The organism is uncultured Marixanthomonas sp. (assembly GCF_963974425.1).
GTDB lineage: Bacteria > Bacteroidota > Bacteroidia > Flavobacteriales > Flavobacteriaceae > Marixanthomonas.
The window spans coordinates 1-15894 of record NZ_CAXBCK010000028.1 but is presented as its reverse complement, the minus strand read 5'-3'; the positions used below and the strand labels follow the sequence as shown (position 1 = coordinate 15894).

Below are 15894 nucleotides of genomic sequence, written 5' to 3'. Positions count from 1 at the left end.
CTTATGGCATTAGAAAATAAAAATAAGGGCGATAAGTCCCAAGGTAATAAGCCTGAAAAGAAAAAGCCTAAGTTCAGTAATTATTGGATTTATGGAGCCATTTTCCTATTGTTTATGGGAATTCAATTTTTTGGCGGTGGTAGCTGGGCACAACCAGAACAAACCACCAAGTCACAATTTGAACAGTTTTTAAGAGATGGTGATGTTGCTAAGGTTAAAATAGTAAACCACAAAGTTGCTAAGGTTTTTTTAACACAAGAAGCTAAGAGCAAAGATGTACATACAAAATCTACCGGTTCAGGAATGTTAGATCCCGGGCCGAATGAACCAAATTATCAATTTGAATTTGGTGATGAGCAAAATTTTGAAAACGACATCAACGAAATAAAAAAAGAAAACAATCTTGAGACTCAATTGGTTTGGGACACTGAAGAAAATATGTGGGGTGATCTTTTAATTACCTTACTGCCATTTGTTGTAATCATAGCAATTTGGATTTTTATCATGAGAAGAATGTCTTCTGGTGCTGGCGGCGGTGCTGGTGGGCAAATTTTTAATATTGGTAAATCAAAAGCAAAACTTTTTGATGAAAAAACCGACGTTAAAACTAGTTTTAAAGATGTTGCAGGACTTGAAGGTGCTAAAGAAGAAGTACAAGAAGTTGTAGATTTTTTAAGAAACCCTGAAAAATACACCGCTTTAGGAGGTAAAATACCAAAAGGAGCCCTATTAGTAGGGCCTCCAGGTACGGGTAAAACATTATTAGCAAAAGCTGTAGCTGGTGAAGCTAAAGTTCCTTTTTTCTCTCTTTCTGGTTCAGATTTTGTTGAAATGTTTGTAGGAGTTGGTGCATCGAGAGTTCGTGACCTTTTTAAACAAGCTAAAGAAAAATCTCCTTCTATCATATTTATTGATGAAATTGATGCAATAGGTCGTGCCCGAGGGAAAAGTAATTTTGGAGGATCGAACGACGAACGTGAAAACACTTTAAACCAACTACTGACCGAAATGGATGGTTTTGGAACTAATACAAACGTGATTGTTGTTGCGGCGACAAACCGTGCAGATGTGTTAGATAAGGCATTAATGCGTGCTGGACGTTTTGATAGACAAATTTATGTAGACCTACCTGATGTTCGCGAACGTAAAGAGATATTTGAAGTACATCTGCGTCCTTTAAAAATTGACGATACACTAAATACAGACTTTTTAGCTAAACAGACACCTGGATTTTCTGGAGCTGATATTGCTAACGTTTGTAATGAAGCAGCTTTAATTGCTGCTCGTAAAGAAAGTAAGGCAGTGGGTAAACAGGATTTCTTAGATGCAGTAGATCGTATTGTAGGTGGTTTAGAAAAGAAAAATAAAATTATTACTCCAGATGAGAAAAAAGCAATCGCTTTTCACGAAGCTGGTCACGCAACAATAAGTTGGATGCTAGAACACGCTGCACCGCTTGTTAAAGTTACCATCGTTCCTCGTGGACAATCGTTAGGAGCAGCCTGGTATTTACCCGAAGAACGACTAATAGTTCGACCTGAACAAATGCTAGACGAAATGTGTGCTGCCCTAGGAGGTAGAGCCGCAGAAAAAGTTATTTTCGATAAAATTAGTACTGGTGCACTGAGTGATTTGGAAAAAATCACAAAACAAGCGCGAGCTATGGTTACTATTTATGGTCTTAATGAGAAGGTAGGAAACCTCACTTATTATGATTCTAGTGGACAAAATGAATATAACTTTAGTAAGCCATATAGTGAGAAAACGGCTGAATTGATAGATAAAGAAATTTCTAATCTTATTGAAGTCCAATATCAAAGAGCATTAGATTTATTGGAAGAAAATAAAGATAAATTAACTGAACTTGCTGAAGAGTTACTTGAAAAAGAAGTAATCTTTAAAGAAAGTTTAGAGCGTATTTTCGGTGAACGCCCTTTTAAAAAGGACATAGAAAACAAAAGAATCGAAAATCAAGAAAACAAGAACGATAATGATAAAGGAAATCAAGAAAGTGAAGAAGAAAAGGTGGCTAGCAATTAAGTCACCTAACTTTTTTTATCACAAACTTTGGTTTTAAGTATCTATTCTTCCCGTTAGATTTTATATATTTGAAGTTAAACGTATTACGAACTCCTCAACAAACAATGAATGGGTCTGTTTAAAAGACTTTTAAATCCTAATAAAAACAAGTCAGATGAGAAAGCTAAAAAATCTGATACAAGCAAATATTACCCAGAAGAAACGCTTCCTATAGATGAAAAATTTACCTACAATTTCAACAAAAATGGAGGTAAGTTTTTATACTGCGAATCTATAAATGAAGTTCTAGAAGCTTTTGACAATATTTTAATTGAAAATGACTGGTATGAGCGCGATGTTTTTTGCGTCGATAGAAACCTATCATCACGTTTTGATGGATTTAATTTAAATTTTACTACAAAAGGAAACACCACTTTCTTTTTAACCACTTGCGAATCTTTGGTAGGTAAAAACGGATCTATATTACTGTCTTCTAATCAAATTAAAGAAAAAAAATTAAACGAACTACCGTTTAATTTTATTGTTTTTGCCACTACTAGTCAATTGGTTGACACCATTAGTGAAGGGTTACGCATTATCAAAAACAGAAACACCAAACAAATTCCTACCAATATCACTACTATTCAGGACTTTGAAACTGACAAAGAAAAGGACTTTATGAGTTACGGAAGTAGCACAAAAAACCTATATTTGCTGCTATTGGAAGACCTATAATATGAAGGAACTCATTGTGCGAACCCTATCGGGTGTGCTATACATTGCGATAGTTATTATTTCTATGTTTACCTCGCACGAATGGTTTATGGGCCTGTTTTTCATTCTTTCCGTAATTACCCTAAGCGAATTTTTAAAACTAGTACATCTTAAAAGTTACCTCTCCTATGCTTTACTGGCAGGACTTTTATACTTTTTTAGTTATTCAATTTTTGATATAAATGCAGTTAATTTATTACTTATACTTTGCTGCTTTGTAAATCTTTTTCTCTTAAAGGATGTCCTTTGGGTAAGTAAAATACCTATGTTTGAAAAGAAAAAATACGTTGCCATTATATTATATTTAATAAGCGGATTTGTTTTTTTGACCCTTATCCCTGTGTATGAGGAAAATTTTATTCCCGAAATAATAGGAGGCGTATTTATTTTGATTTGGTTTAATGACTCATTTGCTTATATAGTTGGTAAAAACTTCGGAAAAAGAAAACTTTTAGAACGAATTTCACCAAATAAAACTGTTGAAGGTTTTATTGGTGGTTTAGCTGGGGCTATCTTAGCAAGTTTTCTTATATTTAAGTGTTTAGAGGCATACAAGCCAGAACTAACTCTTGAATTTACATTACTAGTTTGGGTAATTATGGCAATAATAGCATCCGTTTTTGGTACTATTGGTGATTTAATACAATCTAAATTTAAAAGACAGGCAGGTGTAAAAGATAGTGGTATTTTAATGCCTGGTCATGGAGGTTTGTATGACAGGCTCGATAGTATCATCTTTGCCAGTCCATTTATTTACGCTTTTTTACAAATAGCTTATTATGTTTCATAAAGAAGGCCATAAAATTATTTTAATAGCTCTTACAATCTGTATTGGGCTAAGTCTAATAGCCGACTATTTTGTCGAAAACTCCTTTATAAAAGGAGGAATTGTAATTTCATTAATCGTACTATTGGTTTTGATTCTTCAGTTTTTCAGGAATCCAAAACGTAGTTTCACTACAAATGACAGCCACGTGCTATCCCCTGTTGACGGGAAAGTAGTTGTTATAGAAGAAGTTTTTGAAAAAGAATATTATAAGGAAAAACGAATACAAGTTTCGGTATTTATGTCGCCTGTAAACGTGCATGTCACCCGTTACCCAGTTGGTGGTAAAGTGGTTTACAGTAAATATCATCCTGGCAAATTTTTAGTAGCTTGGCACCCAAAATCTTCAGAAGAAAATGAACGCACCACCGTTGTGGTGAAGTCTAACGAATTTGGAGACGTATTACACCGCCAAATAGCTGGAGCGATGGCAAAGCGTATTGTAAATTATGCCGAAGAAGGACAAACAGTAAATCAAGCAGACGACAGTGGGTTTATAAAATTTGGTTCTAGAGTAGATGTCTTTTTACCTTTAAATGCAAAAATTGACGTCTCTTTAAATCAAAAAGTAAAAGGAGGAATTACACTATTGGCATCAAAATGAACGACAAAGAATTAGATATTGCCTTTCAAAAAGCTGTTGATAGCATAAACGAACACACCGAGTCGTTTCCTGCAGATGTACTATTACGCCTTTATGCCTATTACAAAAGAGCTACTAGCGATGCAGATTCTGCACGAAGCAGTAAACCACTTATTTCAGCTTTTAAAACTAATGCGCTTTTCCAAACTAAGGGAATGACAACTCGAGAGGCTAAATTAAAATATATAGAAGCGGTTAACACTTACTTTCTTTACAGAAAATAAAAAAACTCCAATTATTTAAAATTGAAGCTTTTAAACTATAGTTCTATCTTTAATTTATTGTTGCTGTGCTTTGTTGAATTTTATTTCATATTCATCAATAGCTTCTGTAATCTTATCGACATTCGCTGATGCCTTCTCGTGCGCAGCTTCCATCGCTTTTTCTAAATCTTTGTCAGGATTCTGAAAAAGATCAGTTATTACGTGGTTAATTTTATCAATTATGCTTTCTTGGCTGTTTTTAATGTCTTCCAACTTATTCAACATCCCTTGCATTTGATCGTACTTAGCTTGATCCATAATTTTTATTTTTACTCAAATTACAGCCAAACAATTGGTTTTAAAAGGAAATTAACGCCTTATTTAAAGGAAATTAAGAAAGTTTAACGCCTTTCAACTATTTTAAAGAAGCTAAACTAGCTTTTAAAGTTTCTATTTTAGCCAAGGCATCTGCCTCTTTATTTTTTTCCATAGCGACTACTTTTTCAGGAGCATTGTTTACAAAACGCTCATTTTTAAGTTTACCTTGAACACTTTTCAAAAAGCCTTCTGTATATTTAAGTTCTTCACTCAACTTGGCTATTTCTCCTTCTACATCAATCGCTCCCTCAATAGGCACAAAGTATTCGTTACTTTTTACCCTAAAAGTTAAGGCTCCTTCTATTTTTTCGGAAACGTAATTCAACTCAGAAAGGTTCCCAAGTTTAATAATTACGGAATCAAATGTCGTCTCTACTTTTTCATTATTAATAACAGAAACCGAAATGGTATCTTTAAATGAAATGTTCTTTTGTTTTCTAATGGTACGAATTCCTGAAATTACTTCCGAAGCAAATTCGAAATCTTTTATCAGTTTTTCATCGAAATCCATATTGCTTGGCCATTCAGCAACAATCAATGCTTCATCTTTAGATCGTTTTGTAATATTCTGCCAGATTTCTTCAGAAATAAAAGGAACAAACGGATGCAATATTTTAAGGTTATCTTCTAAAACAGCAATCACCTTTTTATATGTTGTAGCCGAAATAGGCTCTCCAAATCCAGGTTTTACTATCTCTAAGAACCACGAACAGAAATCATCCCAAACTAGCTTATAAGTAGCCATTAACGCATCGCTAATTCGGTATTTGCTGTAATGATCTTCAATTTCAGCGATGGTTTTTGCAAACTTGTTTTTATACCAATTAATGGCAATAGCATCGGTTTCGGTTTCTGCTTTTTCTTCGGAAATTTCCCAACCATCAATTAATCGATAGGCGTTCCATATTTTATTTACAAACCCACTTCCTTGCTTACACAGATCTTCTTCGAACATTAAATCATTCCCAGCAGGCGAACTTAACAACATCCCAACACGTACGCCATCGGCTCCGTATTTATTCATTAATTCGATAGGGTCTGGTGAGTTACCTAACGATTTACTCATCTTGCGACGTTGTTTGTCACGTACAATTCCTGTTAAATAAACACTGCTAAAAGGTTTTTCATCGCGGTATTCGTACCCAGCAATAATCATACGTGCCACCCAGAAGAATAAAATTTCGGGAGCGGTTACTAAATCTTTTGTAGGGTAATAATAGTTTATCTCATCATTATCCGGCTCTAGAATTCCGTTGAAAACGCTAATTGGCCATAACCAAGAAGAGAACCAAGTATCTAACGCATCGGCATCTTGAATTAAATCGGTTGCTTTTAAATCTGCATTTCCTGATTTTTCTTTCGCTATCTGCAAGGCTTCTTCGGCTGTTTCGGCGACAACAAAGTCTTCTTTCCCGCTTCCGTAGTAATACGCAGGAATTTGATGACCCCACCAAAGCTGACGCGAAATATTCCAATCGCGTACGTTTTCCATCCAATGACGGTACGTATTGATGAATTTTTCAGGAACTAATTTAATGTCTTTTTCAAGCACAGAGTCTAAAGCTGGTTGAGCGAGCTCTTTCATCTTTAAAAACCACTGATCACTCAATTTTGGTTCAATAACCGCACCGGTACGTTCGCTTGTTCCTATTTTATTGGTGTGTTGTTCTACTTTGTCTAGAACCCCTAATTCTTTTAATTCGGCAACTATTTCTTTTCTAACAACAAAACGATCCTTCCCCTGAAAGTGCAAACCATGCTTGTTTAGCGTAGCATCGTCATTTAAAATATCGATTACTTCTAAGTTGTGCTTATCACCCAACATTTTATCATTTTCATCGTGTGCAGGAGTTACTTTTAGGCAACCCGTACCAAATTCAAGGTCTACATATTCGTCTTCAATAATAGGTATCACCCGATTACAAATAGGCACAATAGCTTTCTTCCCCTTTAAGTGTGTAAAACGTTCATCGTTGGGGTTAATACATATAGCGGTATCGCCTAAAATAGTTTCAGGACGTGTGGTAGCAATGGTTAGCGACTCATCACTTCCTTCAATTTTATAATTTAGGTAATATAAATTCCCTTGTTTTTCAATGTGAATTACTTCTTCATCAGATAAAGTAGTTTTAGCCTGTGGATCCCAGTTTACCATTCGATAACCGCGATAAACGTGTCCTTTTTTATATAAATCGACAAAAACTTTGATTACAGACGCTGACATATCGTCATCCATCGTAAACTTAGTACGCTCCCAATCGCAAGAAGCTCCCAATTTTTTTAGTTGGTCCAAAATGATTCCTCCGTGCTTGTGTGTCCATTCCCAAGCATGTTCTAAGAAATCCTCTCTGGTTAAGCTATTTTTATCAATTCCTTCGCTCTTTAATTTAGCAACCACCTTGGCTTCAGTAGCAATAGATGCGTGGTCCGTCCCCGGAACCCAACAAGCATTATAGCCTTTTAAGCGAGCACGCCGTATCAACACATCTTGTATGGTATTGTTAAGCATATGCCCCATATGTAGCACTCCTGTTACGTTTGGAGGTGGTATTACAATGGCATATGGTTCTTTTTCGTTTACTTCAGAATGAAAATATCCATTCTCCATCCAATGGCTATACCATTTGTTTTCAATCTCTTGAGCATTATATTTTGCTGCTACTGCCATAATTTGGTCTAATTTTTGAACTATAGCCTACAAAAGTAGCTATATCTGCAAGATTATAAAAGTGAATAAGTTATTTTGCAGATTGTAGGAAAGATATGTACCTTAGCATACTCTAAAATTTTAGAAATCATGAAAAAATTAGCATTAATTGCATTCGTAGCGCTGTTTGGATTTGCCGCCAATGCTCAAGCAAAATTTGAATTTAAATCTGAAACCATAGACTACGGCGAAATCGCGAAAGGAAGCGATGGCGTACGCGTTTTTGAATTTACCAACACTGGTGATGAGCCATTAGTAGTAAGCGATGTAAAGTCGAGCTGCGGCTGTACTGTACCAAAAAAACCAAATGGTGCTGTTGCTCCAGGAGCTTCTAGCACAATTGAGGTTAAGTACGATACTAATCGTGTAGGTCCTATTAGAAAAACGGTAACAGTTTACTCTAATGCCGATGAGCCTGTAAAAGCCCTTAAAATTAAGGGAACTGTTTTATCGGATAATAAGAGTGTTTTAGAAAAAACGAAGTAAACAACACTACATAACTAATGGAAAGCCCTGCTTAATTGTAGGGCTTTTTTTATATAATCTTTTTCTGATAAAAAGAATATAGGAACAAAGGATTGTAGCATTAAAAATAACAATGACCAATTTTTTATAGCATGTACCGAATGCCTATCTTTGCAATCAGTATTTAGTTTTTACACCTTGAAATAAAAATGGATTTAGAAAAACAGCTAAAAGACATCGAAGACATGGGCGATGACCACATAGGAAGTTCTACAGACACTCCTCTGCGTCTCGATGCTTTCGAACTTAGTGATATCGAAAAAATTGAACGAATTAAGAAAGATGTCTATAATATAATGGACACACTCGGACTTGACTTAACAGACGATAGTCTGAAAGGAACACCTAATAGGGTTGCCAAGATGTTTGTTCAGGAAATTTTTGGAGGGTTACATCCCGATAGAAAACCTAAGGCCTCAACTTTTGACAATAAGTATAAGTATGGAGAAATGTTGGTTGAAAAAAATATTACCCTCTACTCTACTTGCGAACACCATTTGCTCCCAATAGTTGGAAAAGCCCATATTGCATATATTTCAAACGGAACCGTTGTAGGTCTTTCCAAAATGAACCGCATTGTAGATTATTACGCAAAACGCCCTCAAGTACAGGAGCGTCTTACTATGCAGGTTGTAAAAGAATTACAAAAGGTATTAAATACAGATGATGTTGCATGTGTAATCGATGCGAAGCATTTATGTGTTAACTCTAGAGGAATTCGGGATATAGATAGCAGCACCGTTACTAGCGAATTTGGTGGTAAATTTAAAAACGCCGAAACACGACGCGATTTTTTAGATTATATTAATTTAGACACCGATTTTAAGGGATATTAAATATTTGGTGAATGATGACGGGTGAAAGTTGACGGGTGAAAGTTGACGGGTGACAGAAGTAATTAAGAAATATGGAACCTAAGTTTAAATTTGAAAAATTACATATTTGGCAAAAAGCCATGGATTTTGGAGAAGAGATAGAAGTGATTTCTTGTTCTTTTCCAAAGAAAGAAATGTACAACTTAACATCCCAAATTTGTAGAGCTACGGATTCTGTTGCATTGAATATATCTGAAGGTTCTATTTTACAGTCAAATCCCGAGCAAAGAAAATTTCTAGGATATGCCATTAGGTCTCTTGCTGAAGTAGTTACCTGCTTACACAAGATAAAACGAAGAAATTATATTTCTAATGAAGAATTTGAAAAACAATACAACGAAGCATTTTACTTAATGAACATGATGATTGCTTTCAGGAAAAACATAAAATAAATATGAACTTCCTGTCATCCGTCATCCAGCATCTAACTTCTATTTAAAAATATGAAACGTTACGAAGAACAAGAACTTACAATCTACAATTCCATCTCTAAGCAGAAAGAGAAGTTTACACCTATAAATGAAGGCGCTATCGGCATGTATGTATGTGGCCCTACCGTTTATAGCAATGTGCATTTAGGGAATTGTCGTACGTTTTTATCATTCGATCTTGTTTTTCGTTATTTAAAACACCTTGGGTATAAAGTGCGCTATGTTCGAAATATAACCGATGCTGGACACCTTGAAAATGATGGTGAAAGTGGCGATGATCCTATCTTAAAAAAAGCTCGTATCGAGCAAATAGAACCGATGGAAGTGGTTCAAAAATATACAGTCGATTTTCATACTATTATGGAAACTTTCAATGCCCATCCGCCTAGTATTGAACCGACTGCAACGGGGCACATTATTGAGCAAATTCAAATAGTAGAAAACATCATAGAACAAGGCTACGCCTATGAAAAAAACGGCTCTGTTTATTTTGATGTGATGAAATACAACGAAAATCATAATTACGGAATTTTAAGTGGCCGAAACTTAGAAGATATGATTGCCAATACGCGCGAATTGGCAGCTCAGAGCGATAAAAAGAATCCACAAGATTTTGCACTTTGGAAAAAAGCCGAACCACAGCACATTATGCGTTGGCCTTCTCCTTGGAGCGATGGTTTTCCAGGTTGGCACTTAGAATGTACCGTAATGAGTACAAAATATCTAGGTAATCAATTTGATATTCACGGTGGCGGAATGGATTTAAAATTCCCGCATCACGAATGTGAAATTGCACAAGCCGAAGCCTCCAACGGTCAAAATCCCGTTAACTACTGGATGCACGCCAATATGCTTACGCTAAATGGCAAAAAAATGTCTAAATCGACAGGGAACTTTATTCTCCCAAGAGATATGTTCACAGGCGACAACGATATTTTTAACAAGCCCTTTACGCCAACCGTGGTTAAGTTTTTCATGTATCAAGCACAGTATCGAAGCATTTTAGACTTTTCAAAAGAAGCCTTAGAAGCTTCCGAAAAAGGCTTTAACCGCTTGATGGATGCATACCGAGCTATTGGCGGTGTAAAAACATCAGAAAGCAGTAGTATAGACGTAACTCGATGGCGTCAATCATGTTATGATGCCATGAATGACGACTTTAACAGTCCTATTCTTATTGCACAGTTGTTTGAAGCAGCTAAGTTTATCAATGCGCTATTAGACAATAATGAAACTATTACTGAAAAAGACTTGCAACTATTACAAAATACGATGCAGGATTTTATTTTCGACGTATTAGGATTGGTTGATGTAGCAGAAAGCAATGCTCAAGATGGTAACAAATTAAATGAAGCCATTCAGCTGCTTATTGAGCTTAGAAACCAAGCACGTGCTAATAAAGATTTTGCAACAAGTGATCGTATTAGAGACGACTTGCAAAAAGCGGGAATACAGCTTAAAGACGGAAAAGAAGGCACTACCTTTTCACTTAATTAAATACATTTTTATACCGATTTTGTGTAAACCATGTTTCTCAATATAGAAACCCAGTTTACTATTTTAAAAAAATTCTTTTTAAAAATCACCCTCTCAGTTTTTTATACTAGCAGGAACACTATTTTTAAAAGAGCATTCCATATTTTTGATGCTCTAATTATTTTTTTAAACCACTATCAGTTACTTCATACCTAAATTAGAATGAAACAAGTACTTAACAGACTTATAAATCACGAACAATTAACCAAACAAGAAGCCCGAAATGTGTTGGTTTCTATTAGTGAAGGAAACTTTAACCAAAGTCAAATAGCCGCTTTTTTAACGGTATTTATGATGCGAAGCGTAACGCTCGAAGAATTGGAAGGCTTTCGTGATGCCCTGCTAGATTTATGCCTTGCCGTTAATCTAGATGAGTATAACACTATCGACCTCTGTGGAACTGGAGGCGATAGCAAAGACACCTTTAATATTTCCACACTTTCTTCCTTTGTTACTGCAGGAGCTGGGGTTCTAGTTACTAAACACGGAAATTATGGCGTTTCGTCTATTAGCGGAAGTAGCAACGTAATGGATCAACTGGGTATAAAATTTAGTAACGATACTGACTTTTTAAAACGAAGCCTAGAAGAAGCAGGCATCTGCATTTTACACGCGCCACTTTTTCATCCAGCTATGAAAAATGTAGCACCCATAAGAAGGGATTTAGCAGTAAAAACCTTCTTCAACATGTTGGGACCGATGGTAAACCCTGCATTTCCGAAAAATCAATTAGTAGGTGTTTTTAATCTGGAATTAGCACGTTTATATGGTTACTTATACCAAAATAGCACTAAAAACTATGCGATATTACACGCTATGGATGGCTACGATGAAATTTCATTGACTGGTCCCGTAAAGGTAATTTCGAATGCTTCAGAAAAAATTATGCAGCCTGAAGATTTTGGGTTTAAAAGCATTAAACAATCAGATATACACGGCGGTAATACGGTGGAATCATCTGCTGAAATATTCAAAAATATTATTTCAGGCAACGGAACTGAACAGCAAAATAATGTAGTTTGCGCCAATGCTGGAATGGCTATTTCGGTAGCCAATCAATGTAGTATTGAAACGGGAATTGAGAAAGCAAAAGATTCACTACAATCTGGAAAGGCCTTACAAGTATTACAAAAACTTCAAAAACTGAGCGCTTAAATGACTATTTTAGATAAAATAATTCAGAATAAAATAAAGGAGGTCGATGCAAAAAAAGCGCTTTTTCCTCTATCCGTTTTAGAAAAATCTAAAGCGTTTACGCGTACACCTAATTCTTTAGCTGCTGTTTTGCGAAATTCAACAACTGGAATTATTGCTGAACACAAAAGACGCTCGCCCAGTAAATCGGTTATTAACGATCAAGTAAATTTGCCGGATGTTGTTACTGGCTATAGCAAAGCGGGTGTTTGCGGTATTTCAATTTTAACGGACACCAAATATTTTGGTGGATCCTTAGAAGATTTGGTATTAGCCAGAAACTGTGTAGATACTCCGCTGTTACGTAAGGAATTCATCATTGATACCTATCAAATTTTTGAAGCGAAAGCGTATGGTGCCGATGCCATTCTCTTAATCGCCGCTTCTTTGAGCGATAATCAATTAAAAGAATTTTCAAAAACCGCTAAGCAATTGGGTCTCGATGTTTTATTAGAAGTACATAACGAGGAAGAGCTTCAATGTTCCTTGTTACCTACGGTCGATATGCTAGGTGTAAATAATAGAAACCTTAAAACATTTGACGTTTCTATTGACATTAGTAAAGAACTTTCAGAAAAAATACCGAATGACTTTGTGAAAATTTCAGAAAGCGGCATTAGCAATCCTGAAACTATTAAAACACTGCGCAACTACGATTATAAAGGGTTTTTAATAGGAGAAACCTTTATGAAAACTGGCAATCCTGGAGAAAGTGCCAAACAATTTATAGACCAGCTACGATGAAAAATATTCAGTTAAAAGTTTGTGGCATGAAACACAACCCAATAGAGGTAGCTGCACTGCAACCTGATTATGTGGGTTTTATTTTTTACGAGGGTTCTCCACGCAATTTTGAGGGCTCTTTGTCTACCCTTCCTCCTGAAGTAAAAAAAGTAGGCGTTTTTGTCAATGCAAGTATTTCTGAAATAGTAAACAAGGTAAAGCAATTTCAGTTAGATGTTATTCAATTACATGGAGACGAAACTGCTTCATTTTGTAAAGAATTAGCTGTTTCAGAAGAGATAAATACTGAAATCTGGAAAGTTTTCGGTATAAAAGACACTTTCGATTTCTCCGTATTAAAAGAATTTGAACCATATGTTTCTGCCTTTCTTTTTGACACAAAAGGAAAAGAAAAAGGCGGAAATGGTTACGCTTTTAACTGGAATATTCTAAAAGAGTATACTTCAGAAATACCTTTTGTGCTCAGTGGCGGAATTGGCTTAAACGAAATAGAGCCACTTTCAGAAATATTAAAAACCGATCTTCCCGTATTTGCTATTGATGTGAATAGTAAATTTGAAGACAAGCCCGGCTTAAAAAACACCAATCAACTACAACAGTTTATGGATAAACTGAACACAATACAATCAAACTTATGAGTTATCACGTAAATGAAAAAGGCTACTACGGTGAGTTTGGCGGAGCTTACATCCCCGAAATGCTGTATCCAAACGTAGAAGAGTTACGTCAACAATACCTTGACGTAATGCAAGAAGAAAGTTTTCAAAAGGAGTTTAAGCAACTTCTTAAGGAGTATGTTGGCCGCCCTACTCCACTATATTATGCCAAACGTTTTTCTGAGAAATATAACACCAATATTTATCTAAAACGGGAAGACCTTTGCCATACAGGAGCGCATAAAGTAAATAATACCATTGGGCAAATACTGATGGCAAAACATTTAGGCAAAAACCGCATCATTGCTGAGACTGGAGCTGGACAACACGGTGTAGCAACTGCAACTGTTTGTGCGCTTATGGGCATAGAGTGTATCGTGTATATGGGATCAATTGATATGGAACGGCAAGCTCCTAATGTGGCTCGTATGAAAATGCTTGGCGCAACGGTAATTCCTGCTACGAGTGGTAGTAAAACATTAAAAGACGCTACTAACGAAGCGATTCGGGATTGGATTAATAATCCTACCGACACCCATTATATTATTGGTAGTGTGGTAGGTCCGCATCCATACCCTGATATGGTGGCACGTTTTCAAAGTGTGATTTCCGAAGAAATTAAAACCCAATTGCAAGAAAAAGAAGGAAAAGAAAATCCGGACTATGTTATCGCATGCGTAGGTGGCGGAAGCAATGCTGCTGGAGCATATTATCATTATCTAGACACCCCTGATGTGGGCATTATTGCCGTTGAAGCTGCAGGTAAAGGCATTCAAAGTGGAGAAAGCGCAGCTACTTCAGCTTTAGGAAAAGCAGGCATTATCCACGGCAGTAAAACATTACTAATGCAAACCGATGATGGCCAGATTACGGAGCCTTATTCTATTTCGGCAGGGTTGGATTACCCAGGTGTAGGCCCAATGCATGCTCATTTATTTGCTAGTGGACGCGGAGAGTTTATTTCGATTACCGATGCCGAAGCTATGGAAGCTGGTTTGGAGTTAAGTAAACTGGAAGGTATTATCCCAGCTATTGAAACCAGTCACGCACTTGCTATTTTTAAAAATAGGGCATTTAAAAAAGATGATATTATCGTTATTAACCTAAGCGGTCGTGGCGACAAAGATTTAAATACTTACATCGATTATTTCAACTTATAATGAAACGAATACAAGAAGCATTACAGCAAGATAAAAAGCTATTATCCATCTATTTTACAGCTGGATACCCCGATCTAGATGACACCATTTCTATTTTAAAATCGTTGGAAGAAAATGGAGTGGATATGGTTGAAATAGGATTGCCCTTTAGTGACCCTTTAGCCGACGGACCAACGATACAAGCAAGTTCTACGGAAGCTCTGAAAAATGGAATGACTACTGAAATTTTATTTAAACAATTAGAGGGTATTCGTGATCACATTTCTATTCCATTAATTATCATGGGGTATTTTAATCCTGTTTTGCAATACGGTGTTGAAGCATTTTGTAAAAAATGTGCTGAAATAGGTATTGACGGTCTTATTTTACCCGATTTACCTTTAGCTGAATACAACCTACACTATCGCGAACTTTTTGAAAAGTATAATCTTGCTAATATCTTTTTAATAACGCCACAAACTTCAGAAGAACGAATTAGAGAACTAGATGAAGCCTCAAAAGGATTCATATATATGGTTAGTAGTGCTAGTACTACGGGTAAAACTTCTGGATTTGCCGAAGAACAAATCTCTTATTTCAATAAAGTTGATGCCTTACAATTAAAGAATCCACAAATAGTTGGTTTTGGCATTAGCAATGCTAAAACCTTTTCACAAGCCACACGAAAGGCCAAAGGAGCTATTATAGGCAGTGCTTTTATTAAAACACTAACAAACGAAGGCTTATCAGGTATTCCGTTTTTTATTAAGCAATTACGTTAATTTTAACCATACTTTAGTAGGTCATTAATAGAAATTGTGATTGATTATTTTTAGTTTTCTATTGAATTTAAAAATTTAATATTATGGCTAAGAAGTTTGAACGTAAAGAAGAACAAAAGAACCCTACCAATCCTACCGGAAACACAAATCAAGAAACAAACAAGGTAGATATTGATGAGAAAACCATTAAAGATCAACAAAACAAGAAATAATGGGTAAAGGAGACAAGAAAACAAAAAGAGGCAAAATTAATATTGGAAGTTATGGTAAACTTCGCCCAAAACGCGGGAAGTTTAAAATAAAACCAAAAACCGTTAAAGGAAATAAAAATAAATAGTTTAAAAAATATCCTCTTTTAAAATATTGTATAAATGAAAACCCCTTCACAAATTTGTGAAGGGGTTTTACTTTGGTTGGTTATTATAATAGGATTACTTTATAATCAATCGTTTTGAAACGCTT

The 15894-nt window shown here is 35.7% G+C and carries 18 protein-coding genes; 16 read left to right on the top strand and 2 right to left on the bottom strand.

Annotated features, from left to right (window positions below):
* The first annotated feature begins 3 nt into the window (after window positions 1–3).
* The 5 genes from ftsH (at window position 4) to AACZ92_RS09570 (ending at window position 4486) form a co-directional block, all read left to right on the top strand.
* On the top strand, window positions 4–2040 hold the full coding sequence (gene ftsH, locus AACZ92_RS09590) for an ATP-dependent zinc metalloprotease FtsH (protein ID WP_339700345.1): 2037 nt from the start codon (window positions 4–6) through the stop codon (window positions 2038–2040).
* Between the two features lie 108 nt (window positions 2041–2148).
* Complete coding sequence (locus AACZ92_RS09585; protein ID WP_339700342.1) at window positions 2149–2754, top strand: LUD domain-containing protein; 606 nt, start codon at window positions 2149–2151, stop codon at window positions 2752–2754.
* 1 nt (window position 2755) lies between these two features.
* Window positions 2756–3583 carry a phosphatidate cytidylyltransferase gene (locus tag AACZ92_RS09580; protein WP_339700339.1) on the top strand — a complete coding sequence of 276 codons (828 nt, stop codon included), beginning with the start codon at window positions 2756–2758 and terminating at the stop codon, window positions 3581–3583.
* Window positions 3573–4223 carry a phosphatidylserine decarboxylase family protein gene (locus AACZ92_RS09575; RefSeq protein ID WP_339700336.1) on the top strand — a complete coding sequence of 217 codons (651 nt, stop codon included), beginning with the start codon at window positions 3573–3575 and terminating at the stop codon, window positions 4221–4223. The genes AACZ92_RS09580 and AACZ92_RS09575 overlap by 11 nt, the downstream gene beginning before the upstream one ends.
* Window positions 4220–4486: an acyl-CoA-binding protein gene (locus AACZ92_RS09570; RefSeq protein WP_339700333.1), complete on the top strand. Its 267-nt coding sequence runs from the start codon at window positions 4220–4222 to the stop codon at window positions 4484–4486. The genes AACZ92_RS09575 and AACZ92_RS09570 overlap by 4 nt, the downstream gene beginning before the upstream one ends.
* Before the next feature lie 54 nt (window positions 4487–4540).
* On the opposite strand, the gene AACZ92_RS09565 is transcribed toward AACZ92_RS09570, so the two are convergent.
* Both AACZ92_RS09565 and AACZ92_RS09560 read right to left on the bottom strand, forming a co-directional pair.
* Window positions 4541–4783: a hypothetical protein gene (locus tag AACZ92_RS09565; RefSeq protein ID WP_339700330.1), complete on the bottom strand. Its 243-nt coding sequence runs from the start codon at window positions 4781–4783 to the stop codon at window positions 4541–4543.
* Between the two features lie 97 nt (window positions 4784–4880).
* Window positions 4881–7511 (bottom strand): valine--tRNA ligase, encoded by a 2631-nt coding sequence (locus tag AACZ92_RS09560; protein ID WP_339700327.1) that lies wholly within the window; start codon window positions 7509–7511, stop codon window positions 4881–4883.
* A gap of 129 nt (window positions 7512–7640) precedes the next feature.
* Here AACZ92_RS09560 and AACZ92_RS09555 point away from each other — a divergent pair, with 129 nt between their 5' ends.
* The 11 genes from AACZ92_RS09555 (at window position 7641) to AACZ92_RS09505 (ending at window position 15769) form a co-directional block, all read left to right on the top strand.
* Complete coding sequence (locus tag AACZ92_RS09555; RefSeq protein WP_339700324.1) at window positions 7641–8036, top strand: DUF1573 domain-containing protein; 396 nt, start codon at window positions 7641–7643, stop codon at window positions 8034–8036.
* 188 nt (window positions 8037–8224) lie between these two features.
* Window positions 8225–8911 (top strand): GTP cyclohydrolase I FolE, encoded by a 687-nt coding sequence (gene folE, locus AACZ92_RS09550; protein ID WP_339700321.1) that lies wholly within the window; start codon window positions 8225–8227, stop codon window positions 8909–8911.
* Window positions 8912–8982: 71 nt separating this feature from the next.
* Entirely contained in the window at window positions 8983–9342 is a 360-nt protein-coding gene (locus AACZ92_RS09545; protein WP_339700318.1) for a four helix bundle protein, read from the top strand.
* 51 nt (window positions 9343–9393) lie between these two features.
* On the top strand, window positions 9394–10878 hold the full coding sequence (cysS, locus tag AACZ92_RS09540; RefSeq protein WP_339700315.1) for a cysteine--tRNA ligase: 1485 nt from the start codon (window positions 9394–9396) through the stop codon (window positions 10876–10878).
* Between the two features lie 201 nt (window positions 10879–11079).
* The gene (gene trpD, locus AACZ92_RS09535; protein WP_339700312.1) at window positions 11080–12072 is read left to right on the top strand and encodes an anthranilate phosphoribosyltransferase; all 993 of its coding nucleotides are present in this window, start codon (window positions 11080–11082) and stop codon (window positions 12070–12072) included.
* Window positions 12073–12855 carry an indole-3-glycerol phosphate synthase TrpC gene (gene trpC / locus AACZ92_RS09530; protein WP_339700309.1) on the top strand — a complete coding sequence of 261 codons (783 nt, stop codon included), beginning with the start codon at window positions 12073–12075 and terminating at the stop codon, window positions 12853–12855.
* On the top strand, window positions 12852–13493 hold the full coding sequence (locus AACZ92_RS09525) for a phosphoribosylanthranilate isomerase (protein WP_339700306.1): 642 nt from the start codon (window positions 12852–12854) through the stop codon (window positions 13491–13493). Before trpC ends, AACZ92_RS09525 begins: the two co-directional genes overlap by 4 nt.
* A complete protein-coding gene (gene trpB / locus AACZ92_RS09520) occupies window positions 13490–14671 on the top strand; it encodes a tryptophan synthase subunit beta (RefSeq protein ID WP_339700304.1) in 1182 nt (393 codons plus the stop codon). Before AACZ92_RS09525 ends, trpB begins: the two co-directional genes overlap by 4 nt.
* Window positions 14671–15432, top strand: coding sequence for a tryptophan synthase subunit alpha (trpA, locus tag AACZ92_RS09515; RefSeq protein WP_339700301.1), 762 nt, complete (start codon window positions 14671–14673; stop codon window positions 15430–15432). The genes trpB and trpA overlap by 1 nt, the downstream gene beginning before the upstream one ends.
* Window positions 15433–15515: 83 nt before the next feature.
* Window positions 15516–15644, top strand: coding sequence for a hypothetical protein (locus AACZ92_RS09510; RefSeq protein ID WP_339700298.1), 129 nt, complete (start codon window positions 15516–15518; stop codon window positions 15642–15644).
* Entirely contained in the window at window positions 15644–15769 is a 126-nt protein-coding gene (locus AACZ92_RS09505; RefSeq protein ID WP_339700296.1) for a 30S ribosomal protein THX, read from the top strand. Before AACZ92_RS09510 ends, AACZ92_RS09505 begins: the two co-directional genes overlap by 1 nt.
* Window positions 15770–15894 lie beyond the last annotated feature (125 nt).